The sequence below is a fragment of the Streptomyces sp. NPDC096176 genome (assembly GCF_044763255.1).
Lineage (GTDB): Bacteria > Actinomycetota > Actinomycetes > Streptomycetales > Streptomycetaceae > Streptomyces.
This window is the reverse complement of record NZ_JBIWFV010000007.1, coordinates 1-23,381: the sequence shown is the minus strand read 5'-3', so window position 1 is coordinate 23,381 and position 23,381 is coordinate 1. Positions and strand designations below refer to the sequence as shown.

The 23,381-nt window shown below is 71.7% G+C and carries 18 protein-coding genes and 2 pseudogenes; 12 read left to right on the top strand and 8 right to left on the bottom strand.

Going from position 1 to position 23,381, the window contains the following annotated elements; translation table 11 throughout:
• Positions 1-2: 2 nt before the first annotated feature.
• The 4 genes from ACIQ7Q_RS20325 to gmd form a co-directional block, all read right to left on the bottom strand.
• Complete coding sequence (locus ACIQ7Q_RS20325; RefSeq protein WP_403863671.1) at positions 3-749, bottom strand: FkbM family methyltransferase; 747 nt, start codon at positions 747-749, stop codon at positions 3-5.
• A gap of 48 nt (positions 750-797) precedes the next feature.
• Positions 798-2,276: an O-antigen ligase family protein gene (locus ACIQ7Q_RS20320; RefSeq protein ID WP_403863668.1), complete on the bottom strand. Its 1,479-nt coding sequence runs from the start codon at positions 2,274-2,276 to the stop codon at positions 798-800.
• A 96-nt stretch (positions 2,277-2,372) separates the two neighbouring features.
• Positions 2,373-3,302: a glycosyltransferase family 2 protein gene (locus ACIQ7Q_RS20315; RefSeq protein ID WP_403863665.1), complete on the bottom strand. Its 930-nt coding sequence runs from the start codon at positions 3,300-3,302 to the stop codon at positions 2,373-2,375.
• A gap of 4 nt (positions 3,303-3,306) precedes the next feature.
• Positions 3,307-4,347: a GDP-mannose 4,6-dehydratase gene (gene gmd / locus ACIQ7Q_RS20310; RefSeq protein ID WP_403863662.1), complete on the bottom strand. Its 1,041-nt coding sequence runs from the start codon at positions 4,345-4,347 to the stop codon at positions 3,307-3,309.
• 209 nt (positions 4,348-4,556) lie between these two features.
• Between gmd and ACIQ7Q_RS20305 the strand changes: the two genes are divergently transcribed.
• The 4 genes from ACIQ7Q_RS20305 (at position 4,557) to ACIQ7Q_RS20290 (ending at position 9,982) form a co-directional block, all read left to right on the top strand.
• Positions 4,557-6,140, top strand: a complete 1,584-nt coding sequence (locus tag ACIQ7Q_RS20305; RefSeq protein WP_403863659.1) for a polysaccharide biosynthesis tyrosine autokinase — start codon at positions 4,557-4,559, stop codon at positions 6,138-6,140.
• Positions 6,137-7,129 carry a GDP-L-fucose synthase family protein gene (locus tag ACIQ7Q_RS20300; RefSeq protein WP_403863656.1) on the top strand — a complete coding sequence of 331 codons (993 nt, stop codon included), beginning with the start codon at positions 6,137-6,139 and terminating at the stop codon, positions 7,127-7,129. Before ACIQ7Q_RS20305 ends, ACIQ7Q_RS20300 begins: the two co-directional genes overlap by 4 nt.
• Before the next feature lie 744 nt (positions 7,130-7,873).
• Complete coding sequence (locus ACIQ7Q_RS20295; RefSeq protein WP_403863653.1) at positions 7,874-8,743, top strand: LPXTG cell wall anchor domain-containing protein; 870 nt, start codon at positions 7,874-7,876, stop codon at positions 8,741-8,743.
• A 423-nt stretch (positions 8,744-9,166) separates the two neighbouring features.
• Positions 9,167-9,982, top strand: coding sequence for a glutaminyl-peptide cyclotransferase (locus ACIQ7Q_RS20290; protein ID WP_403863650.1), 816 nt, complete (start codon positions 9,167-9,169; stop codon positions 9,980-9,982).
• Between the two features lie 720 nt (positions 9,983-10,702).
• On the opposite strand, the pseudogene ACIQ7Q_RS20285 reads toward ACIQ7Q_RS20290, so the two are convergent.
• From ACIQ7Q_RS20285 to ACIQ7Q_RS20275, 3 genes and pseudogenes are all read right to left on the bottom strand, one after another.
• Positions 10,703-10,921 (bottom strand): annotated as a pseudogene (locus tag ACIQ7Q_RS20285) (IS1182 family transposase); the annotation flags it as partial.
• Positions 10,922-10,969: 48 nt separating this feature from the next.
• On the bottom strand, positions 10,970-11,503 hold the full coding sequence (locus tag ACIQ7Q_RS20280; protein WP_403863647.1) for a DUF4158 domain-containing protein: 534 nt from the start codon (positions 11,501-11,503) through the stop codon (positions 10,970-10,972).
• A 121-nt stretch (positions 11,504-11,624) separates the two neighbouring features.
• Complete coding sequence (locus ACIQ7Q_RS20275) at positions 11,625-13,766, bottom strand: acyl-CoA dehydrogenase (protein WP_403863644.1); 2,142 nt, start codon at positions 13,764-13,766, stop codon at positions 11,625-11,627.
• Between the two features lie 478 nt (positions 13,767-14,244).
• Between ACIQ7Q_RS20275 and ACIQ7Q_RS20270 the strand changes: the two genes are divergently transcribed.
• Positions 14,245-14,931: a ScbR family autoregulator-binding transcription factor gene (locus ACIQ7Q_RS20270; protein WP_403863642.1), complete on the top strand. Its 687-nt coding sequence runs from the start codon at positions 14,245-14,247 to the stop codon at positions 14,929-14,931.
• A gap of 1,177 nt (positions 14,932-16,108) precedes the next feature.
• Here the strand turns inward: ACIQ7Q_RS20270 and ACIQ7Q_RS20265 are convergent.
• Positions 16,109-16,587, bottom strand: a pseudogene (locus ACIQ7Q_RS20265) (diadenosine tetraphosphate hydrolase).
• A gap of 284 nt (positions 16,588-16,871) precedes the next feature.
• Between ACIQ7Q_RS20265 and ACIQ7Q_RS20260 the strand changes: the two are divergent.
• From ACIQ7Q_RS20260 to ACIQ7Q_RS20230, 7 genes are all read left to right on the top strand, one after another.
• Complete coding sequence (locus ACIQ7Q_RS20260) at positions 16,872-18,092, top strand: cytochrome P450 (protein ID WP_403863639.1); 1,221 nt, start codon at positions 16,872-16,874, stop codon at positions 18,090-18,092.
• Between the two features lie 937 nt (positions 18,093-19,029).
• Complete coding sequence (locus tag ACIQ7Q_RS20255; RefSeq protein WP_403863637.1) at positions 19,030-19,695, top strand: ScbR family autoregulator-binding transcription factor; 666 nt, start codon at positions 19,030-19,032, stop codon at positions 19,693-19,695.
• A gap of 286 nt (positions 19,696-19,981) precedes the next feature.
• Complete coding sequence (locus tag ACIQ7Q_RS20250; protein ID WP_403863634.1) at positions 19,982-20,812, top strand: BTAD domain-containing putative transcriptional regulator; 831 nt, start codon at positions 19,982-19,984, stop codon at positions 20,810-20,812.
• A gap of 45 nt (positions 20,813-20,857) precedes the next feature.
• A complete protein-coding gene (locus ACIQ7Q_RS20245) occupies positions 20,858-21,514 on the top strand; it encodes a ScbR family autoregulator-binding transcription factor (protein WP_403863631.1) in 657 nt (218 codons plus the stop codon).
• 904 nt (positions 21,515-22,418) lie between these two features.
• Entirely contained in the window at positions 22,419-22,601 is a 183-nt protein-coding gene (locus ACIQ7Q_RS20240; RefSeq protein ID WP_403863629.1) for a DUF5302 family protein, read from the top strand.
• Between the two features lie 171 nt (positions 22,602-22,772).
• Complete coding sequence (locus tag ACIQ7Q_RS20235; protein ID WP_403863627.1) at positions 22,773-22,985, top strand: acyl-CoA carboxylase subunit epsilon; 213 nt, start codon at positions 22,773-22,775, stop codon at positions 22,983-22,985.
• 145 nt (positions 22,986-23,130) lie between these two features.
• A partial coding sequence (locus ACIQ7Q_RS20230) for a carboxyl transferase domain-containing protein (protein WP_403864759.1) occupies positions 23,131-23,381 on the top strand: 251 nt, incomplete at its 3' end.

The window sequence follows — 23,381 nt, the reverse complement described above, 5'->3', positions numbered from 1 at the left end:
TCTCACGCCCGGTCGGATCGCAGCTCCTGATCGCGGAGGAACACCACGTCGCACTGGAGCATCTGGCCGGTCCGGTGATCGGTGAACCCCGGCACGACCGCCATGAGGGTCAGTCCGTATCGCCGTTGGGCCATGTCCACCACCTGCGGCAGCAGGGGACCGCCCTCGTACAACGGGACGCAGGACGCCTCCAGCTGAAGGCCGCAGCAGCGTCGCGCGAGATCCTCCGCTCCTCGCAGCACGGCTTCCTCGTACCCCTGGACGTCCAGCTTGAGGAAGACGCGGTCCCTCGGACCGACCACCTGCGGCCACAGGTCGTCCAGACGGTACTGCTCGGCCTCCTGACGCCCCACGTAACGGGAGTCCGGACATGCCTCGGCATGGCGGGGAAGCATGGGCAGCACGGAACTGCTCAGCCCGCTGTTGCCGGCCACATTGAGGGTGACGGCGGTTCGCTCGTCGCCCAGGGCGTGGGGAAACACAGTCCACAGCGGGTCATCCGCCGCTCGGCGGCACAGCGCTTCGAACGGTCCGCGCAACGGCTCGAAGGACGCGATGCGCCCTCGGTACCCGAATCGCCGCAGGTTGTGCCCGTACTGGCCGCGGTTCGCCCCCACGTCGAGCACCACATCGGTGCCGGCATGACGTAGCAGCTGCACCGCGCGGTAGTCGAAGGAGCACTCCGGAAACCGATTCACATCGAAACCGAAGCGCTGGACGACTTGCCGGGCCCGGTGGAGAAAAGTCACGTACCCATTGTGATCAACAGATCTGGAATTTGTCACTGATTGCGGCATTTACACGCCGGATCCCTTTCTGTTTCCGCCGGCGCTCAACAGAGCTGTGCGGACCGGGTCCTTGACGCCGGGGCGAGCGGACGGCGCCGGACGGGGCATCAGGCCCGTGGGATCGGCGGTGCCGGGAGACGGCTCCCGCCCGAGTTCGTCGGCCGTCCGGACGCGCGCCTGCCACAGGCAGAACCCCAGCAGCACCGCCTGCTCGGGAAAGGCCGAGTAGGACACGAAGAGCACCAGCTGGCCGATCATCACCACCCGAAGGGCCAGGGTCGCGGGGCCCCCGCGGGCCAACCCTCTCCATGTCTGGATGTAGACGACCAGCAGCGCCAGCAGCCCTACGATTCCGAGACGCAGCATGATGTGCACGTAGTAGTCGTGCGGGGAGACCGTGACGAGCCCGCCCCCGATGAATCGCTCGTAGCCGGAGCCGAACGGCGCACCGATCAACCACTGGGTGAAGGTACGGGGGGCATCCAGCAGATCCTGCCAGCCGAGCACCCGCCAGGCGAAGGTGCTGTGCGTACCCTGTGTCTCCTTGAGCGAGTCCGTGAGGGCGCCGCCGATCGCGCCGAACGCGCCGGCGGTGTAGAGCAGTGCCGTCAGGGAGAGCGCCAGCACTCCCGCGCCCGCGGACACGAAGCGCTGTCCGCCGCGCCCGGGACGCAGCATCCACCAGGCCAGAGCCATGGCCGCGGTGGCCACCCAGACGGTGCGGTGCTGGAGCAGGACCACAAGAACGAAGGAGAGGAAGGCCAGCAGGTGCCTGCCGCTGACTCGCCATGCGACCGCCGCACCACCGTGGTCCGCAAGACCGGGAGCTTGCGGGCCGGCGGTCGAGGGAGCGGGGGCCCGCGCGGGCAGCAGCAGAACTGCGGCCTGAGCCAGTACGAGCGCCGCGGCGGCGGGCACCGGCCGGGAGTCCACCGCCACGCCGCCGGCCGCCAGATGGGCGTTGGCCGCATGCAGTCCGCGATCCGCCCAGCCGGCCACGCTGAGCAGTGCGTAAACGGCCGCGGTGGCCAGCCAGGCGCGTGTGACGGCGCGGCCCAGTGAGGCGCTCAGCGGTGCGGTGGCCAGGTACAGGGTGACGGCGAGGAAGTGCCAGAAGTAGACCCGGGAGTCGTTGCCCGCGGCCTGCAGACCGAAGCTGGCCGTTCCCCGGAGGGTGGACCAGGCGGTGAGGGCGACCATGGCCAGCAGGGCCGGCAACCCCGTGCGTGCGATCAGGCCCAGACGTGGCACACGCGCCATCGCGACACACATCGCGCAGGCGTCCAGGATGTCGGTGGGGTACACGCGCACGCCGATGTCGAGAGCGGCTGTCTGCCCGCCGGCGGCGACGACCCAGAGCTGGGTGCCCAGGAGCAGTCCGATGGCGATCCCGCAGTGCCGGGCGAACACCCATAGCAGCATCGCGACGAGCGGAAGCGCCGTGAGCAGCAACAGCAGGGTCTGCGGGTCAACGGGAAGGTGTCGCACCGTGATCCGTTCTGGGGTATGGGAATGCGCTTGAGGGATCCGGGTTCCCGCAGCCGGCCGCACGGTCAGTATCCGCCCGGCGGCGTTCGAGGTCGCTCAGGGATCCGCGGGGAGGGACGTGTGCCGATGGCGCGGCGGGGCTCCTGTGCGGCGCACGGTGGACCGTACGACGGTCTTCACGTACGGGGAGCAGAAGACCAGCGGGGCCCAGGGGCCTAGGTGACGGCGGCAGTACCGCCACCAGGGCGCCGGTGGCTGCTCCCGTACGGAGACCAGACGCCGCAGCGCGGTACGCGCGTCGATGCCCGGCTCGGCCGAAGTGCCCCGGGCTGCGGCCGAGTTGTCGTCGCAGGTGCCTACGTGTCCCGGTGCGAGTAGCAGCGGGATGCCCGCCCGGCGGGCCCGGAGGCCGTAGTCGTGGTCCCCCATGCGGTGAGGGAAGGCGGGATCCAGGTCGCCGAGGATGCGTCGGGCGGGGGCCGTGACCAGCACCGCGTTGCCGTTGCAGGTGTCGCACGGCTTCGAGTGCCGGGCGTCCGGATCGATGCGTTCCAGCGCCGGAGGGCGCAGGCGGGCCCGGACGAGGCGGTAGCCGCTGTAAGTGGTGCGGCTACCGTCGCCGGAGCGCATGGCGCCGATGGCGACGGCCGGGCGGTCCAGGGGGGCGGCGGTCCGCAGCAGTGCGGCGAGCGCACCCCGGTCGAGGATCACGTCGTCGTTGAGCCACAGCACATGGGCCGCGGGGTCCGCCCGGGCCGCGGCGATCCTGGTGCCGGTGCCCCAGTGGACGTCCGCGCCGACAGTCGCCAGATCGGTGTCGGGGAAGGCGGCCCGCACCGCGTCGGCCGTACCGTCGGCACTGCCGGCGTCGACGAGATGGACGGTGCAGCGGGTGCCGGCCGGAAGACCGGTCTGGGCGTGCACCGAGGAGATGGCCGCAAGTGTCCTGTCACGCCGGTTGTGACAGGTCATCAGGACGGCGATACCGCACGGAGCGCCGCCGGGCGGGATGCGGTCGGCGAGCACCGGGTCACCGCGCGGCCGGAGCGGGGACGGCGGGCGCAGCGGCCTGGTCCCCGGGGCGGATGCCGTGCTCGAGAACGCCGAGCTCCGCGTCGACCATCAGTCGGGCCAGTTCCGGCGCGCGCACCGTCGCACGCCATCCGAGCCGTGTCTCCGCTTTGGAGGCGTCGCCGATCAGGTGGTCGACCTCGGTCGGGCGCAGGTACCGCTCGTCGAACCGTACGTGCTCGCGCCAGTCGAGGCCGACGTGGGCGAAGCACTGGTCGACGAACTCGCGCACGCTGTGGCTGGCGCCCGTCGCGATCACGTAGTCCTCAGGATCGTCCTGCTGCAGCATCAGCCACATGGCCTCGACGTACTCGGCGGCGTAGCCCCAGTCCCGGCGGGCGTCGAGGTTGCCGAGGTGGACCACGTCCTGGAGGCCGGCCTTGATCCGGGCGGCGGCCACGGCCACCTTCCGGGTCACGAACGTGGGGCCGCGGCGCGGCGACTCGTGATTGAACAGGATGCCGTTGACGGCGTGGAGACCGTACGCCTCACGGTAGTTGCGAGTGACCCAGTACGCGTACACCTTCGCCGCCCCGTAGGGCGAGCGGGGATGGAAGGGAGTCGTCTCGTCCTGGGGCGGCGGGGCGGCGCCGAACATCTCCGAGCTGGAAGCCTGGTAGAAGCGGCAGGGCAGGTCCGTCCTCCTGATCGCCTCCAACAGCCGTGTGGTGCCCAGCCCCGTGGTGTCCCCGGTGAACTCGGGCTCGTCGAACGAAACCCGCACATGCGACTGGGCGGCGAGGTGGTAGACCTCGTCCGGCTGCACCTGCTCCAGCAGACCCGTCATGCGCGTCCCGTCGGTGAGGTCCCCGTAGTGTAGGAAGAGCCGCGCATCCGGGTCGTGCGGATCGCGGTAGAGGTGCTCGATGCGCTCGGTGTTGAAGGTGGAGGCGCGGCGGACGATTCCGTGCACCTGGTACCCCTTCTCCAACAGCAGCTCGGCGAGGTAGGAACCGTCCTGGCCCGTGATGCCGGTGATGAGTGCCGTTTTGGCGGTCACACACACTCCTTGGCTGATGAGGTTTCAAGTGGCGACGGAAGGCTCCATTGCAGGTGGGCGCCCCGGCACTTCACCAGTGTAGGGAACAATTACTGCATTTCTTATGCAATGTGGCGTTATGTCTTCCTTCGGCCCTTTCGTCGTAAGGTGGGGTACCGCCCCACCCATCACCACTCACCCCTCACTGGATCCGATCGGGGACGGACACCTTGGACCTCCGCGACTACGTACGAGTTCTCTCTCGCCGCTGGCGCGCCATCATCGTGCTGACCCTGCTCGGCGCGGCGGTCGGCGCAGTCGTCACATACACGGCCACCCCTGAATACCGGGCCACCGCCAAACTTTTCGTCTCCCTGCAGGGCGGCACCGACGCCGACACCGCGCAGCTCGCGCAGGGAAACCTCTTCACCCAGGCCCGCGTGCGGTCGTACGCCGAGGTGGCGGCAAGCCCCCTGGTGACCCGTCACGTCGTGAAGGAGCTACGGCTGGACATGTCGCCGACCGAGCTGAGCAGCAAGATCAGCGCGACCGCCCAGCCCGACACCGTACTTCTCCAGCTCACCGTCACCGACACCCGGGCGGCCAGGGCCGCCCGGATGAGCAACGCCGTCGCCGAACGCTTCACGGAGGTGATCCGCGGGCTCGAACGTCCGGTGGGCGCCGAGACGTCCCCGGTGAGGCTGAGCGTCACCGAGCCGGCTGCCGTACCCGCCGCGCCCTTCTCCCCGCGGCCCGCCGTGCACCTCGCCCTCGGACTGCTGGGCGGGCTGATCCTCGGGGCCTGCTTCGCCCTGGCGAGGGAGACGCTCGACACCTCGGTACGCACGTCCCAGGCTCTGACCGAGGTCATGGCCGGCTTCGCCGGGCCCCCCGTACTCGGCAGCATCGTGTACGACCCCCAGGCCGGCAGCCAACCGCTGGCACTGCGCGACGACATGCACGGGCTGCGCGCCGAGGGCTTCCGGCGGCTGCGCACCTGCCTGCAGTTCGTGGACGTGGACCGGCCTCCGAAAGTGATCGCCGTCACCAGTCCCCTGTCCGGTGAAGGGAAGACCAGCGTCGCGGTCAACCTCGCCGCGACCCTGGCGGAGACCGGTGCCTCCGTATGCCTGGTCGACACCGATCTGCGCCGCCCTTCGACCGCCCGTACGCTCGGCCTGATCCGGGACGCCGGGCTCACCACCGCGCTGATCAGCCGGGCCGAGGTGCAGGAGGTGCTGCAGTCCGCGGGCTCCTTCTCCGTGCTGACCAGCGGCGCGGTGCCGCCGAACCCCACCGAACTGCTGGGCAGCGCTCAACTGCGGGCCGTGCTGCGCGGTCTCGCCGAGAAGTTCGACCATGTCGTGGTGGACACCGCCCCGGTCCTCCCCGTGGCGGACGCGTCCGTCATCGCCTCCGAGGTCGACGGTTACCTCCTGGTGGTACGGGCATCACAGACCAGCCGCGATCAGATCGGCGAGGCCCTTCGCGCACTGCGGCACGTCGGTGCTTCCGTGGTCGGCACGGTCCTGAACATGGCGTCATCGAAGGAGGAGCGCGGCGCTCACGGGTACGCCTACGAGTACCGGCCGCAGAGCCACACGACCGGCCGCTTCTCCAGACTCGCAAAGATCATTCGCTGCTCCGGCCTGGCTGGACTCGTGCGGCTCGTCAGAACCACACGGTCCACCGTTCCGGCCCCGGCCCTGCCGACTCCGGGCGGAGATCCGGACACCCGCATCACCGTCCCGGGGAAGGCGCTCGACGGCGAGACGCCGCGCCCCGTGGCCGCGGAGCGGAGCGTTCAGTCATGAGCGTGATGACCTCGGAGGCGTACGGACGGACTCACCGTCCCCTGGACCGCTCGGCACGCGTGCTGGTGGCGGGAAGCCGTGGCCTCGTCGGTTCGGCCGTGTGGCGGCACCTGACGCGAGAGGGTTTCACCGACCTGGTGGGGCCGGGCTCGGCGGAACTCGACCTGCGTGAGCGCCGTGCCGTCTTCGACTGGTTCGCCGCCACCAGGCCTGATGTGGTGGTGCTCGCCGCCGCACGAGTGGGCGGGATCAAGGCCAACGCCACCCGGCCCGTCGATTTCATCTCCGACAATCTCCGTATCCAGGTCAATGTGCTGGATGCGGCACTGGAGCAGGGAGTCGAGCGTCTGCTGTTCCTGGGTTCCAGTTGCATCTACCCCAGGTTCGCCGACCAGCCCATTCGGGAGGAAGCCCTCCTGACGGGTGCCCTGGAGCCCACCAACGACGCCTATGCCATCGCCAAGATCGCCGGGATCCAGCAGGTGCAGGCGGTACGGCGACAGCACGGCCTGCCGTGGCTCTGCGCCATGCCGACCAACCTGTACGGCCCCAGGGACAACTTCCACCCGGACCATTCCCATGTGCTCCCGTCGTTGATCCGGCGCCTCGACGAAGCCCGAAGGGCGGGAGCACCTCGGGTGGTGAACTGGGGCACCGGGACGCCGCGCAGAGAGTTCCTCCACGTGGACGACCTGGCCCGGGCCTGCCTCCACCTGCTGGAGCACTACGACGCGGACGGCCCGGTCAACGTCGGCACCGGCACCGACGTGACCATCCGGGAGGCCGCGGAGCAGGTGGCGGAGGTCGTCGGCTACCGGGGGACCCTCGAGTGGGACGCGGAGCAGCCGGACGGGACCCCTCGCAAGCTCCTCGACATCTCCCGCATCACCGCGCTGGGCTGGGCGCCGCGCATCGGCCTGCGAGAAGGCCTCGCCCACACGTACGCGTGGTACGCGGAGCACCTCGAATCCGACGCCCTGCGGCAGTGACCCGCGGTACGCCCCGTCGCAGGGGGACCCACCGGGACAGACCCGGGCCGCCCGGAGGCCGGCATCGGCCTCCGTCCAGGGTCGTGGCACCGGGGAACCGAACCGCATTCCGGGTGAAGGGCCGTGCCCCGGTTGCCGGCGGCCGGCCCGTGAGATCCGGTCCAGAGGAGCATCCGGCCGAGCGAGACCGGGTGCCCTCCGGGTGGCCGCCCGGTGTTCCGGCAAATCTCAGGGCCACACGAGTGCAGCTCGTACGCCGTCCTGCCGAACACCGTGGTGCGCCTGTTTTGGACGAGCCCGTTCATGTCTATGGATCGCAGCGGTTGATGCTCATTCGATCTCTGCGGCCCGCCGAACCGCCCGGTGCACGGCAGCCACCTCCGCACCTCCGGTGGCCGGGGTGGTGCGGCTGCGCGGCTGAGTCTGACGGAGTGACGACCACGAGTGTCGGTGGAGGCGGTGCGGAGGGCGCGCCAATGTCTGCTTTTGAATACCTATGCGAACGAGGGATGGAGGGCGATAGCCGCCGGCCCCGGAGCTGCCGATCAGTTCGGCCGGGTGCCGCTCGTGGCCCGGCCGCCCAAAGGGGCCCGGCCGTCGGTCTCGTAGCCCTCGGTGCCGCCGCGGGGCCACGGCCTGCACTGGGTGCGGCAAGCAACCTGTCCTGCCAAGCGGTTCGAACCTCTACATCGACAAACAAAGATCACCACTCGTCAAGCGTCTTCCACTAAGGAGCCCGAAACCATGCCCAGACGCTCCGTAAGGCGACTCGCGGTGGCTGCCACTGCCGCAAGTCTTGTTGCCGCAGCTCCGTTGATCGCCGCCGAACCGGCGTTCGCGCAGTATCCGCCGGCCCCCAGTATCTCCATCGACGACCTCACCTTGGAGCCAGGTCAGGTCGTCGACGTCACAGCAACAGGCTTCCAGCTGGGCGAGCTGGTCCTCGCGCGTCTCGTCCCGGTGGGGCCCGCCGCCGCCGGACCGGCGGGTACGGCCGCGCTGGGCAGATCGGCGATCCCGCCGGCCTTCACGGCAGCCCGTCCCAGTGCCAGTCCCAAGCCGAGCCCCACCTCGACCTCGTCCCCCGACGGCGGTAAGCGGCGCATCGTGACGCTCGGGCAGTGGGCCGCCGACACGAACGGCGTCGTGAGCAGAAGCATCACCATCCCGGAGCGCACGCCGTCGGGCACCTATGACTTCCAGCTCATCGGCCAGACGTCGGGGCTCACTCTCTCCACTCAAGTGACCGTGGACGGGGACGGGGACGGGGACGGGGACGGGGACGACGACCACGGGCGTCCCGGCAACGGTGACGACGACGACAACGGGCGTCCCGGCAACGGTGACGACGACGACAACGGGCGTCCCGGCAACGGTGACGACGACGACAACGGACGTCCCGGCAACGACGACGACCACTCCCGTGACGACAACGGGAACGGTGGCGGTCGCGACAGTTCCTCGGACGACGGTTCCTCGAGGCCCTCGCTGGCTGACACCGGCTCGTCCGACGGAACGAAGGTGCTGCTGACGGCAACCGGCGGCCTGCTGCTCCTGGGCGGGGGAACACTGGTACTCGTCAAGCGTCGGCGTACCGCCGCTCGGCAAGGCTGAGCGGGCCGACCGCCGCACGGAAGTGCCCCGGCGAGCTCTCGGACAGCGCATGCCGTCCGAGAGCTCGCGCGCTTCCACGGCATGCGTGGGGAGCCGGCGCCGGGTGCGTGGGAACGTCCCAAGCCGTGTGCCACTGCCGGGAGCCGGCCTTGCCGCCCACCCTGCGTGAGCCGACGCGGCGACGCAGGTGACGGTGCTCGCGTCCGCCTCCCCGCGGCGGCCGCCGCGGGGAGGCGGACTGCGTCATGGGGGCGAATTCGTCGGCGAGCCGGTGGAGGGCAGCCGTCCAGGACCTGACCCCGGTGCGAGCGTGGACCCATGCGCGTCGCGTTCGTGGCCCCGGTGCTGATAGCTGCTCTGACCGTTGGGGCCCTCGTCCGTTCCTGCGAGCCGGGCGGTGGCCCCGTGGACCACGGGGAGGGCATGCACGGAGAGGCCAGGGCAGGGGTCGAGCGCTTGCGGGTCGAGGTCGTGGAGACTCTGCCCCATGATCCGCAGGCCTTCACCCAAGGTCTGGAAATGGCCCACGGCTCCCTTTACGAGAGCACGGGCGTGACCGGCCGGTCGACGATCAGATCGGGGCGTCCGGGCACCCCGCCGGCACTTCGTGCGGAACTGCCGGCGCCGTTGTTCGGTGAGGGGATCGCCGTCATGGGTCCGACCCTCTGGCAGCTCACCTGGCGCGACGGCATCGCGATCGAACGGGACGCGAGAACGCTCGCCGAGATTCGCCGCGTTCCCTACGACGGTGAGGGCTGGGGGATGTGCCATCAGCGGCATCGCGACCGGATCGTGACGAGTGACGGATCCTCCCGGCTCGCCTTCCGGGATCCCGAAACGCTCAGGAAGAAGAGCGAGATCGTCGTCACCCTGGAGGGGCAGCGGGTGGAGCGGCTCAACGAACTGGAATGCGTCGGCGACCTCGTGTACGCCAATGTCTGGCCCACTGACCGGATCGTACGAGTCGACGCCGTCACCGGCCGGGTGACGGGGGAAATCACCGTGCCCCCCTTGATCAGCGCGGCCGAGAGACGGCGCGCGGACGTCCTGAACGGGATCGCCAAGGTACCGGGAACCGATCAGTTCCTGTTGACTGGCAAGTGGTGGCCCAAGATGTTCCGTGTGAGGTTCGTGCCGGTCCGCCAGCCCCGGACTGTCACGCCGTCAAGGGGCGCGCGAGGCGTTCATGATGTCCGGCATGACCCGTCCCGGGCCCGCGGGCCGGTGTCGGCCCCCTAGGTCCTCTCTTTCGGATCTTGCCGGGCTCGCGTGCCCTGGCACCGCACCTCGCTGCGTTGTCGTCAGTCGCCGACGCTCCGCGTGGACTCCTTCCTCCGCCTTGCGATGCACGGCACCAGACCCCGCTCACTGATCCGGCCTGATCCAAAAGAGAGGACCTAGCCCCAACGCCGTTCAGTTAGGGCTTGCAGATCATTAACCCGTAGCTTCCTGCTCGGCGGCTCGTTGGTGCGCCATGGGCATTGGGTTGGAGCAACGGACTGTGCTGGCAGTGAAGTTCGAGACGATCGTGCCGCACCTCGATGAACGTCAGCGTCGTCTGCTGCTGGGGGCGGAGGCGCGATCGTTCGGCCACGGCGGGATACGGCTGGTCGCACAGGCCGCCGACGTGCGGTCGGTGGAATGCCGCAGATACAGATGGTCCGTCACGTATAGTCCCCCTCTTCGCTCCCCGACGGGTGCCGGATCGCGACCGTAAGGGGGCGGAATGGGGAGGCGCGAATGCGGAGCGGAGTGGATTGGATCGGCACCCCGAAACATCCCGGCATGCCCGTCTCTCGTCAATGGATCGGAGCGTGGGGGCGCAATCGACCGATTCCGCCCCTGGCTGTCATTCGACCGGCACCCAGACGATCACTTGCCATGGCGGCACGGGGCGGCAGGGGTGTCAAATCATGTGACACCAAACTGCACTCTCTGCGCGGTTCCTACTCAATCCCCGTCCGCCAGGGCCGGTCCGAGGTCGAGCACCTCGTCGACGAGGTCGGCGACGAACCGCGCCAGATGGCCCGCGGGCAGCCAGTCGTCCAGCGATGGCGGCAGCAGCAGGACCTGATGCGGGTCGAAGGCCCGAAACGTCTTGTCCACCACCGCCGGACGACCTTGTGGCCGCTTCTTCCCGACCGGCTCGACCTCGAAAAGCCCATCCCCGCGACTCAACCAGCATCATCCCGCACGAACGATCACGAAACGCAGGCGGGTTGCCTCTTACTGAGACACGCTCCTAGCCGGTGACTTTTCCGGTGGCGACCAGGGCGAAGTCGGCGTCGGTCGCGGGGGTCTCCACGTGTCCGTCCGCTGCCCGGCGAAATGCTCCACCTTCCCCGGCGGCACCCTCTGAAGCCACGTAGCCGTGTTCCCCAGCGCTTCCAGCCTGTCCAGGTGGGCCAGATGCTCGTGCAGATGGGAGACCGTCGGCGCCTTCGCCGGCCGCTTCAGCTCGTCGAACCTGCTGCGACCACCCGCGGGCACCCGCAACAACCCCAGCAACCGGGCGTGCTCGACCTCATCCATCCGCGACACGATCACCGCGAAGAAGTCCTCGTTCACCTCGGTCCTGATCACCGAGGCCATCTCGTCCAGCGTGGAGTATCCGGGCAGCTCCATCCTCGCCTTGACCAGCTTCTCCAGCGCCACGTTGATCAGGTCGGCCGGATTGTCCTTGGTCTGCACGGCCTCGTAGATCGCCGCTGCGGCGGCCTGCCACACCGGCCCCAACTCGGCCACCAGATCAGCGATCACGGACGTCGAAAGTCCCGTGACGCGACGCTCCGACATGATCGACCTGCGTGCTTCAACCCCCACCACACACAGACCAACGACACAGGTCAGCCGTCGTCACCGCTAATCACGCGCGAGGTCGTTAGTGGGTGGGTGGTGGGGTGGGGGTGTGTTGGTGGGGGTGGTTGAGGGCGTTGGTGAGGGTGGTGAGGTGGGGTTGGAGGGTGGTGTGGAGGTGGTTGGTGGTGGTGGGGATTTGGTTGTGGTGGTGGGGGGTGAGGTGGTGGTGGGTGAGGAGGTCGCCGGTGTGGGGGGTGAGTTGGTTGAGGAGGTAGAGGTTGGTGAGGTGTTTGAGGTGGGTGTGAGTGGTGGGGTGGGTGGTGTGGTTGAGGGTGGTGAGGAGGGCGTTGGTGGTGTGGATGAGGGTGGTGATGTGGGTCATGGTGAGGGCGGGGTTGGTGGCGTTGTTGAAGCGGGTGTGGGGGTTGGTGGTGTGGGGGGTGGTGCGGAGGGCGTGTTTGGCGCGGGTGTGCCAGATGTGTTGGAGGTGGTGGAGGAGGGTTTTGAGGTGGTTGAGGTTGGTGAGGGGGTTGGGGGGGGTGGGGGTGGTGGGGGGTGGGGGTGGGGGGGTGAGGAGGAGTTCGGCGGCGGTTTTGAGGGTGATGAGGAGGTTGTCGCCTTCGGCGGTGATGGTGCCTTCGAGGTGTTGGGTGTAGTGGGCGAGGGGGTTGTGGGGGTGGAGGGCCCAGGCGCCGCAGCGTTCGCGGCTGGTGGTGGTGATGGTGCGGGCGTGGTGGGTGGTGAAGGCTTTGGTGAGGGCGGTGAGTTGGTGGGTTTGGTTTTTGGTGGGGGGTGGGTCGGTGTGGTAGCGGGGGTTGGGGGGTGTGGGGGGTGGGGTGGGTCCGTTGTGGTGGTGGTGGGTGTGGTGGGTGAGGGTGTGGCGGTGGAGGAGGGTGAGGGCGTAGGTGGTGGCGAGGTTGTCGAGGAGGGGGGCGTGGTGGGCGCGGTGGGTGGTGAGGGGGGTGGGGGTGTGGTGGTGGGTGGTGTGGCGGTGGGTGGCGTAGTGGACGGCGATGGTGATGGCGGCGCGGGCGGTGCCGGTGGCGGCGGCGCTCATGCAGAGTTTGCCGAGGGTGACGCGGTCGATGGTGGTGAGGAAGCGTTTTCTGGGGTTGCCGTGGGTGGTGGTGTGGGTGCCGTCGGGGTTGAGGCGGTTGTGGGGGGCTTGGAGGAGGGCGGTGGGGGGGAGGCGGACGTGGGTGAAGGTGGTGATGGCGTGGTCGACGGGGTGGGGGAGGTGGCGGGGTGGGAGGGGGGTGATGTGGATGCCGGGGTGGGGGCCGTTTTCGTCGTGGAGGGGGGTGAGGAAGAGGTGGATGCCGTGGTCGTGGCCGTCGTGGGTGATGAGGCGGGCGGCGACGAGGGCGGTTTTGGGTCCGCCGGTGGTGGTGGTGTTGGGCATGAATTTGGCGGCGCCGGGGGTGGGGGTGTGGAGGGTGAATTCGCCGGTGTCGGGGTGGTGGTGGGCGGTGGTTTTGAGGTTGGCGGCGTCGTTGCCGTGGGCGAGTTCGGTGACGAGGAAGGTGCCGGTGTGTCTCAGGGTGGTGTAGGGGGTGAGGTCGCGTTGTTCGGGGTGGTCGTGGTCGAGGATGGTGCCGAGGAAGAGGTTGTAGTGGATGCCGGCGAGGGTGCCGAGGGCGCTGTCGGCGATGCCGGTCCATTCGTGGAGGGCGGCCAGGCGGCGGGGGTCGGTGGCGAGGGTGAGGGGGTCGCCGGCGGCGGTGGCGTTGAGGAGGCGCAGGCGCTGGTAGGAGCGGGCGGTGCGTTGGGTGGGGGTGAGGTCGTCGTCGTGGGTGAGGAAGTCGTCGTGGGTGATGAGGGTGCGCCAGGGGGTGTGGAGGGTGTCTTCTTCGTCGCCGTCGAAGAGCAGGTGGCGCAGTTCGCGGGTGACGGCGGCGGCGGTGGCGGCGTCGTCGGGTGCGGGTGAGGGGTCGGTCGCGGCGGGGGGTGTGGTGGGGGTGGTGGGTGGGGCGGGGAAGGCGGTGGTGGGGGCGGGGGCGGTGACCGGGGTGCCGAGGGCTTGGCCGGCCCGCATCCCCGCCGTACCCGCCGCACCTGTCGTCCCCGTCGTGCCGGCGGCGGGAGTTGCGCCGCCGGCCGCACCCGTGCTCGCGCCGGCGGGGGTGCCTGCCGCGGTGCCCGCGGCGGCGGCCGGGGCGGCACCGGGGGCGGCACCGGTGGTGGTGGGGGTGGTGGCGTGCTTGGTGAACGTCAGCAGGGTCATGGCCTCTCCGCGGAATGGTCGGTCCGGGTGAATCTGGGAAGCGCAGGGCCCCAAAGATACGTACCCACCGGTTTTATTTTCAAGGCGTATGGCGGGTTACTCCGTGATGTGCGTCACACTCACGGGCCGGGGAAGCGGCTTTCAGGGGAGGGAACCCCTGGTCGGTAGCGATCATTCCGCTTGAAAGGGACCATTGGGTACCGGTTGTGAAACCGGCAAGACGGTTTGATAGATGGGGGGTTACGGGCCGGGGTGCGGTGACCTGGGTCCCGTGCGGCCGCGGGGCTGGCCGCAGCCCGGTGGGCTGCTAAGATACGAACCCGCCGGTTTCTTTTGGGGTGGGTTCGGGTGCCGCACCGGCCGGCCCGGGCCGGCCGGTGCGGCATGTGCGGCCGGCACGTGCGGGTACGTGTGGCGTGTGCGTGCGCCACGGTGTGGTGTGTGGTCGGGTGCGGATGGATGTCGGAGGTGGTGGGTGATGGCGCGGCAGGAGCGGGCCGTGAGGACGCGGCGGGCGATTTTGGTGGCGGCGGCCGAGGTGTTCGACGAGGTCGGCTACGAGGCGGCGACCATTTCCGAGATCCTCAAGCGGTCGGGGCTGACGAAGGGCGCGTTGTATTTTCATTTCGCGTCGAAGGAGGAGCTGGCGCAGGGGGTGCTGGCGGAGCAGGTGCATGCGCTGCCGGAGCTGGTGGAGGGGGAGTTGCGGCTGCAGACGGCGGTGGACCGGGCGTTGATGCTGGCGTATCTGCTGCGCCGGGACACCGGGGATCCGATCGTGCGGGGCAGTGTGCGGCTGACGGTGGAGCAGGGGGCGTTGCGCGACGGGCTGGACCGGCGGGTGCCGATGCAGGCGTGGATGCAGCAGACGCTGGAGCTGTTCGAGCAGGCGCGGGCGGGCGGGGAGATCGGCCCGCACGTGGATCTCGAGGGGGCGGCGAAGACGTTCGTGGGCGCGTTCACCGGGGTGCAGGTGCTGTCGAACATCATGACCGGCCGCGCGGACATGACCGAACGGGTCGCGGATCTGTACCGGTTCTTGATGAGCGCGATCGCGGTGCCCGCGGTGCTGGTGCGCCTGGACTTCTCCGCGGACCGCGGGGCCCGCACCTATGAGCAGGCGATACGCCACCGCGAGGACGCCGCCCAGCCCGCCACCCGCTGACCCCCCCCGGGGCCGTCGGGCCCGGGCGCGGTGTGTGCCCGCTCTCGCCCGCCGGGTCGGCTGGGCCGCCGGGGCCGGGCGCCGGGCGTGCCCGCCCGGGGGCCCGCTTTCTGCGCCCGGTGCGCAACCGGCCGCAGTGCGTTCCGTGTTGCCCGCGGTGCTGGTGCGCCCGGGCTTCTCCGCGGACCGCGGGCCCCGCACCTATGAGCAGGCGATACGCCACCTATGAGCAGGTGGTACGCCACCGCGAGGACGCCGCCCGGCCCGCGACCCGCTGACCCACCCCCCGCCCCCCCGAGCCGCCGAGCCGCCGGGCCGCCGGACCGCCGGGCTGCCGGTCGGCCGGGCCTCGCGTATGCCGCACCCGCCTGCCCCCGGGCCGCCCTGTGCCGGGCAACCGGCCACGGCCCGTGGCGTGTTGCCCGGGTTGTGCCGGGCGTCAACCGGCCGTACCTCGTCCGGCGTGTGCGGGTGCCGTCAACCGGCTTCGGCTCGTGGCGTGTTGCCCGGGTTGTGCCGGGCGTCAACCGGCCGTACCTCCTCCGGCGTGTGCGGGTGCCGTCAATCGGCTTCGGCTCGTGGCGTGTTGTCCGGGTTGTGCGTGGGTCGCATTGGCCGCCGGGTGCGTCAGGGGGTGTGTGCCGCCCCGCCGGCTCGTGCCGGCCGTATCGCATCGCGCGCGTGGTGCGCGATCGGCTGCCCTCCGTCGTGCGGCCGGGCGGTGTCCCGGCTTCGGGTCGTCTTCTGTGCTGTGCAGTCGGCCGCTTCCCGTGCGGCTTGTGCCGGTGTCGTGCCTCTGGCCGCATCCGCCCCGGGCCGGCATCTGGCCGCGGCTGCTGTGCCGGGCCGGGCCTGGCGCGCGGGTCGTGCCGGTGACTGGTGTGTGGACGGCGTCTGTCCGCCGCGGTCGGCATCTGACGTTGGGTCCCTGGGCGCCGGCGAGGCCTTCGCAACGGGCCGTGCTGCGAGGGCCCGTCACGGTCGTTCGGTGCTCGGCTCGCGGCGCCGGGAGCCGTTCGGCGCCGCGATCACCCGGCGTGTCATCGGTGTTGCTCCGCTGCGGCGCCTTCGGTGGGCTCGGGTCCGGTCGGTGCGGGTTGCCGGCCCGACCGGCCCGAGGCTCACCGAACGCCGGGTGTCGGCCTGGTGGTGGGCGATCACCGGGGGCGTGCTGTGGTCAGGGTGTTGAGCGCAGTGGGTCCAGTTCGCTGCCGATCGCTTCCCGTAGCACGTCGTGCTGTGGCCCGGGTGCGAACTGTTCGTCGTGCCACCGTTCTCGCGGTTAGCGCCCCACCGGGGCGCCTGCCGCACCGGATGGTTGTCACGCGTATCGCGGCCAGATGCGGGCGTGCAGGAACGGGTCGGCGTTTCCCGGGATCTCCCGGTTGATCCGCCGGAAAGCCGGGTCCAGTCGCCGGCAGGCCCGCTCGGCGGCTTCGCCGAGCTGGTCCATGTCCGTCAGGAACGAGCGCCGTTTTGCCTTCGGCAGGTCCGACAGCCGCTCAACCTGCGGTTCGTCCACGAGCAGGACCGAGTGTCCCGGCAGGAGGACATCCGGCGATCACCGCGAACGCGGAACGTCAACCGCCGTATCACGGTCGGGTGCTCGCCCCGCAGAGCAGCTGCGATCCGGTCCCTGCACCAGTTGCCGGTCATGGCGGGAACCTACCTGCCGGTGAGCCAGGCCGCTCCTGGCTTCCTGGCACGGTTCAACGGCCGCGGCGTGTGCGCGGGGCGCGGCCCCGGCCTTTCGACGACCCCCCTCGGGCAGGTCCCCCTGGGGCAGGTCCCCCTCGGGCAGGTCCCCCTGGGGCGGGTTCCGGTTGGTGGTGGGGTGTTTGCTGCGGGGTTGGTGGTTCGTGGGGTGTGGGGCGGGTGGGGAGGGCAGGGTGGCGGTGTGCCGGGCGGCGTGGGTCCGTGCGGTGGGAGGGGAGTTGCTGATGGAGACGGTGGGGTGTCCGTATGCGCTGGATGTCACGGGGCGTGATCTGGCGGGGGAGGCGGCGATGCTGCGGGAGCAGGGTCCGGCGGCACGGGTGGTGCTGCCGGGCGGCATCGAGGCGTGGGCGGTGACGGGGCACGGTCCGCTCAGACGGCTGCTGACCGATCCGCGGGTGTCCAAGGACGCGCGGCGGCACTGGCCGGCGTTCGCGGCGGGGGAGATCACCCCGCAGTGGCCCTTGTATCACTGGGTGTCGGCGCCGACGATGCTGTTCGCCTACGGGACGGAGCACGCGCGGCTGCGCCGGCTGGTGGCGGGGGCGTTCACCGCGCGGCGCAGCCGGGCGCTGGCGCCGCGCATCGAGGAGATCACGGCCGGGCTGCTGGAGGAGCTGGCGGCGGCGGGGCAGGGGGTGGTGGATCTGCGGGCCTCGTTCGCGAAGCTGCTGCCGATGCGGGTGATCTGTGAGCTGTTCGGGATCCAGGGGCCCGACCGGCAGGCGCTGTGCGCGGCGATCGACACGACGCTGGGCACCTCGGTGCCGGCCCAGGAGATGGCGGCGGCGCAGGAGCGGGTGTTCGAGCTGCTGGCCGCGCTGGTCGCCGAACGGCGCCGGTCCCCGGGCCCGGACCTGACGTCCGCGCTGATCGCGGCACGCGACGGCGGTGAGCGGCTGAGCGAGCAGGAACTCATCTCGACGCTGAACCTGATGATCGGCGCCGGGCAGGAGACCACGAGCAACCTGATCAGCAACGCGGCGGCCGCGCTGCTGTCGCTGCCCGGGCAGCTGGAGCACGTGCGCGCCGGCCGGGCCGGCTGGCCGGAGGTGATCGACGAGACCCTGCGCACCCACAACCCGGCCGCCTACATCCCGCTGCGGTTCGCCGTCCAGGACATCGACCTGGACGGCGTCCGCATCCGCCGCGGCGACGTGATCATCGTGTCGTTCGCCGCCGCCGGCCTGGACCCCGCCCAGCACGGCAAGGACGCCGACACCTTCGACCTGCTGCGCCCGCGCGGGGAGAGCGTGGCCTTCGGGCACGGCGTCCACTACTGCCTGGGCGCCCCGCTGGCCCGGCTGGAGGCCACCACCGCCCTGTCCGCGCTCTTCACCCGCTTCCCCCGCATCCGCCTGGAGGGCCCGGTGAACGAACTCGACGTACTGGAATCGTTCATCGTCAGCGGCTACCGCACCCTGCCCGTCCACCTCACCGCCTGACCCGACCCCGGTGGCCGGAGGCGCCAGTTCCGGCCCTCCGGCCACCGGGCCGGGGGCCATCTGTAACCCCGGCCCCGGGCCGCGGCCCGCGGGTGACGGACCGGCACGGGCCCGGCCGGGCCTGCCAAGGGGGCGCGCAAGCCCCCGGTCCATCCCGCTGCCCTTACCCGACCAGCCGCCCCCGACCAGCCGCCCCCGGCCCCGGCCCCGGCTGCCCGGCCCCCGGCTGCCAGTCGCGCGGGCGCGTGGGCGGGGGAGCGGGGGAGCGGGCTGGACCGTCCCCGGCCCTGGCACGGGGAACAGGTGCGGCGCCCGCGGGGGCAGGGCGCGCTGGGGTCCTGTAGGCGGCGCCGCCGCCCGCCGCCCGCCACGGCCCCACCCCCCGCCCGCACGGGCGCGCCCGCGGGGGCCGCCCTGCACCGGAGCACCGGCATCCGGGGGCGCGGACGGCCGACCCCGTCCCCGCCGGCCGACCCCGGGGGAGGGCCGGTGCGGCGGAGCCCGCAAGCCACCCCCTCTCCTTCGCCCACGCCCGCCGGTTGCCTGCTGCCCGGGTGCGGGCGCACGGCGTTTGTCCCCTTGCTCCTGCCTCCGCTCCCGGCCCGGCCGCTCACCGGCCTCCTGCTCCCCGCCCTGCGCCTGCGCCTGCGTTCCGCCTGCCGGCCCGGCGTGCTCTGCCCCGGGGGCGTAACCGGTGAGGGTGGGCGGGGGTTGGTCGGTGCGGGGCCGGGGTGGGCTCTGCCCTGGTCCGGCCGGGGGCGGGGCTGCGGAATACCCCCACCCACTTACAAACCGCGTAAGCGGTTTGTTAATCTGAGGTGTCGTCCCGTGGGCGGTGGGGTGCGGGGCGGCGTTGGCTGCCGTCTGCCCGCCGGGTGCCGGACGGGGGTGGAAGGGCGCGCCGTGTGTGCGGTGTCCCTCGGAGCGAGGAGAGCTGATGGTCAAGCAGGAGCGTGCGGCCCGCACGCGGCAGGCGCTGATGCGGGCCGCGGCCGAGGTGTTCGCGCGGGAGGGGTTCGCGCCCGCTTCGCTGGCTGCCATCAGTGCCCGGGCCGGTGTCAGCAACGGTGCGCTGCACTTCCACTTCGAGAACAAGAACGCGCTGGCCCGGGCGGTGGAGCGGGAGGCGGCGGCGGTGCTGGCGAAGATCACCGCCGTGCCGGACGCCGTGCCGGACGCCGTGCCGGACGCCGTGCCGGGCGATGCGCCGGGCGGGGTGCCGGGCGGGTCGTTGCAGGTGCTGGTGGATGCCACTCATGCGCTGATGGGCGCGCTCGCCGACGATCCGGTGGTGCGGGCGGGGTTCGACCTGAGTGCGGACGCCTCGCGGCAGGGCGGGCCGTGTCTGCGCGGAGTGTGGCGGGGCTGGGTGGAGGAGATGCTGCAGCGTGCCGAGCGGGAGGGGGATCTGGCCGAGGGGGTCTCCTCGCGCGGCGCGGCGCCCGCCGTGGTGGCGGCCACCGTGGGTTTCGAGGTGCTGGGTGCGGTGGACCGCGAATGGCTGTCCGCACCCAAGATCACCGGTTTCTGGGAGCTGATGCTGCCCCGGCTGGCCCCCGGCCGGCCGCTGACCCCCGCCGGCCCCCGCACCACCCCACCGTAAAACGACCACGACCGCTGTTCACCGGGTGCTCATCGCTCTCGGCTGCCCGCCCCGCCCGCCCCGTCCGCGCCCCCTGTGGCCTCCCCGTTTTCCCTGCTCCGGCCCGGTCCGCCGGTCCCGGCCACCAGAGGCACACGCGCCCCGCACCCCAAAAACAGCGCAAGCGGTCTGGTATTGACAAACCGTCCGCCCTGTTTTTTACTCGGTGGTGTCCGGGTCTGCGCGGGCCGGAAGGAATCCGGCCGCGGGCCGCTCGATCAGATGCGCATCAAACAGGGGAGACGGCGTGGATATCGATGTGCTGGGGGCGTTGGCCGTGAGGGAGAACGGGGTGTCGGTGACGCCCACGGCGCCCAAACCGCGCCAGGTGCTGGCCCTGCTGGCGCTGCACGCCGACCGGGTGGTTCCGGTGGCGTCGTTGATGGAGGAGCTGTGGGGGCAGCGGCCGCCGCGCAGTGCGCGCACCACGCTGCAGACCTACGTCCTGCAGCTGCGGGAGCTGATCTCGGCGGCGCTGGTCCACGACGCGCCGGGTGCGGCCCCGCGCAGCGCCAAGGACGTGCTGGTCACCTCGCCGGGCGGCTATCTGCTCAACACCTCGGGCGGCGCCAGCGACGTGCGCGAGTTCGAGCTGCTGGCCGGCCGCGGCTACCGGGCGATGGACGCCGGCGACTTCACCGGTGCGGCCCGCCAGCTGCGCGAGGCACTGGCCCTGTGGACCGGTTCGGCGCTGGCCGACGTGCACGCCGGGGTGCAGCTGGAGATGCACCAGCGGCGCCTGGAGGAGACCCGGCTGTGCGCGCTCGACCAGCGCATCGAGGCCGACCTGCGCCTGGGCCGGCACCGCGAACTGCTGGGCGAGCTGACCGTCCTGGTCAGCCGCTACCGCACCCACGAGAACCTGCACGGCCAGTTCATGCTCGCCCTGCACCGCTCCGGACGGCGCAGCGAGGCCCTGGAGGTGTACCAGCGGCTGCGCAGCGCACTGGTACGCGAACTGGGCCTGGAGCCCTCGGCCGGCCTGCGCCGGCTGCAGCGCTCGATCCTGATGGCCCACCCCGAACCGCAGCTGGAAGCCCCCCGCGCCGGCGGCGAGCGCCTGAGCCGGGTCGGCTGAGCTGCGCCGCCGGCCGCCGGCACCGGAAGGGGAGAGGAAGCCACCATGCAGGCCAGATCGGAGCGCACCCGCCGCGCGCTGGTGCACGCGGGCGCCCAGATGTTCGACCGGCACGGCTACGCCAGCGCCACGCTGGGCCAGATCGCCGGCGCCGCCGGCATGACGAAAGGGGCGCTGTACTTCCACTTCGCCTCCAAGGACGGACTGGCCGACGCCGTCCAAGAACGCGGCCGACAACTGCTGTGCGACTTCGTCCAGCACCAGTGGGAGGCCGGCGCCGCCCCCCTGCAGGCACTGATCGACCTCACCCACTGGCTGGCCCGCGCCCTGCGCGAGGACCCCGTCATCCGCGCCGGCCTGCGCATCACCAACGAATGCGCCGGACGCCGCCCCGCCGCAACCGACTTCCACCAGGCATGGATCACCGAGGTACTGCGCCTGCACGGCCAGGCCCGCGCCGCCGGCGACCTGCGCGCAGGCGACGGCGCCGACGACGGCCAGACCCTCCTGCTCGCCGCCGTCTGCGGCATCGGCGTCCTGGCCGCCACCGGCATGCCCCACCCCGAACTCGCCCACCGCATCCACGCCCTGTGGCAGCCACTGCTGCCCGCCCTCGTCCCACCCGGCCACACCACCCGCTACCGCACCCACCCACCCGCCCCCGCCCAGGACAGAACCGGCCACCCCGCCCGCGCCGCCTGACCCACCGGCACACCCCCTGCCCCGCCCCGGCCCGGCCGAGGCGGGCCGAGGGGCCCCCTTGGCCCGCCCCCGATCCGGCGGACCGGCCGCCGCTGCGGCAACCGGCGCTGCGTCAACGCCCCCGCCGCTGCGCGCCGTTGCCCCAAGGAGAGCGCGGAGCACGCACCCGCGCGGCGCGCGTGCACCAGCACCCGAAGTACCCGAGGGGTTCGAGGGGTTCGAGGGGTTCGAGTGCTCGAGGGTGAACTGAACTCGGGCAGGGCGCAGGGGCCGGCCCTGGGGGCGCGGCCGGATCGGCCGGCAGGCCTGCGCCGCTGCCGGCATGGAGATCCGCGTCGTCGACGGGCGCGTATGCCGCCACCCTGCGGGTCGGGAAGCTCCCCCAACCGGGTGTCGGCGCCGACGGCGTACACCGCCGCGAACCGCGTGCAGAGCGGGGCGTACACCGCGGCTCGTCCGCCGCCGAACACCCCAGCCCGGCTCGCCCATCGGCCCGCCGATCCTCCCACCAGGCGCTGCACACCCCGATGTGACGCATCGCCAGGACAAAGAGGCGCGGTTGTGCGCAGCCGGCACCCGCCGCAGCCCCTGTTGCAACCGCCCGCCCGCCCGTAGGCGAACGCGCCCGGCGCACCGGCCCGTCGACGAGCACCGCCCCGCCCGCCCGCGCGTACCTGCGCCGGCCGTACACACCACCGCACGCCCGCCCACCCGTACCCCCGCCCACCCGCACGCCCGGACGGCGGGTGGCGGCCGGCCCGGGCCGGGCTGCGAGTGAAGGTCGACCGGTTCTCGAGCGGGGGGCGGTGGGCTGGGCGCACCGGCCCGCCCACCGGACGGGGGCGCACGGGGCAACCACCGGCGTGCCGCCCCGCCGTTCGACAAGCCCTAAACGGAGGCATCCATGACCGATACGCCCGAGCGCAACGAGGCCCAGCAGGAGGCCAAGCGCCGCTTCCGGCAGGCGCTGGAGCGCAAGGAGCACGCCTCCTTGGCCAGGGCCGCCCAGGAGGAGGGCCGCACGAAGGCCCGCGCCGCCGGCGGCCCGGCCGCCCCCAAGAGGTTCCACCGGCGCAAGACCGGCTGACCGCCACCCCTCCACCGGCCCCCGCCGGCCCTCTTTCGCCGGCCCTCCTGCACCCCCTGCCGGCGCCCCCCTGCCGGCAGCCCCCTGTCCGCCGGGCACCGGACGCCGGCGCCACCGGCCCGGTGCCCGGCGGCGTATCCGAGCGGTCCTGGCACCGCGGGAAGGAACGACATGCCCCAGGCCGAACCCCCCTTGCACACCGTGCTGCGCATCGAACGCGGAGCGGCCAGCACGGAAGAACTCGCCGCCGTCACCGCGACCCTGCTCACCTGGCTCGCCGCCGGGCCCGCCGCCGGCGCGCCGAAGCCGGAGGCGACGCGCAGCCGCGCGCTCTGGCGCCGGGAGCCGGCCGACGCCTTCCGCGCCCCGCACAGCTGGCGGTGACCTGCCGCACACACGTTCACGGGCGCGGACCGGCCATCCCCACCCCGACCCAGCAAAAACCGCCCACGCGGTTTGTTAAGGTGTGGGGGTGGCCAGGCCGGTCACGCCCCCGGTGTCGTACGAGAGGAAGGCAAGGGTCGTGGTGATGGTGAACAGCGTCCCCCGCGCCGGCGAGCCGACCGGCGCCCGGGGCCGGGTGGCCGAGCTGCGGGCGCTGCGCGAGCAGGCCGTGCGCGGGCCGAGTGAGAAGGCGACCGAGGCGCAGCATGCCAAGGGGAAGCTGACGGCGCGTGAGCGGATTGCTCTGCTGCTGGACGAGGGCTCGTTCCGTGAGGTGGAGCAGCTGCGCCGGCATCGTGCGCAGGGTTTCGGGCTGGAGGCGAAGAAGCCGTACAC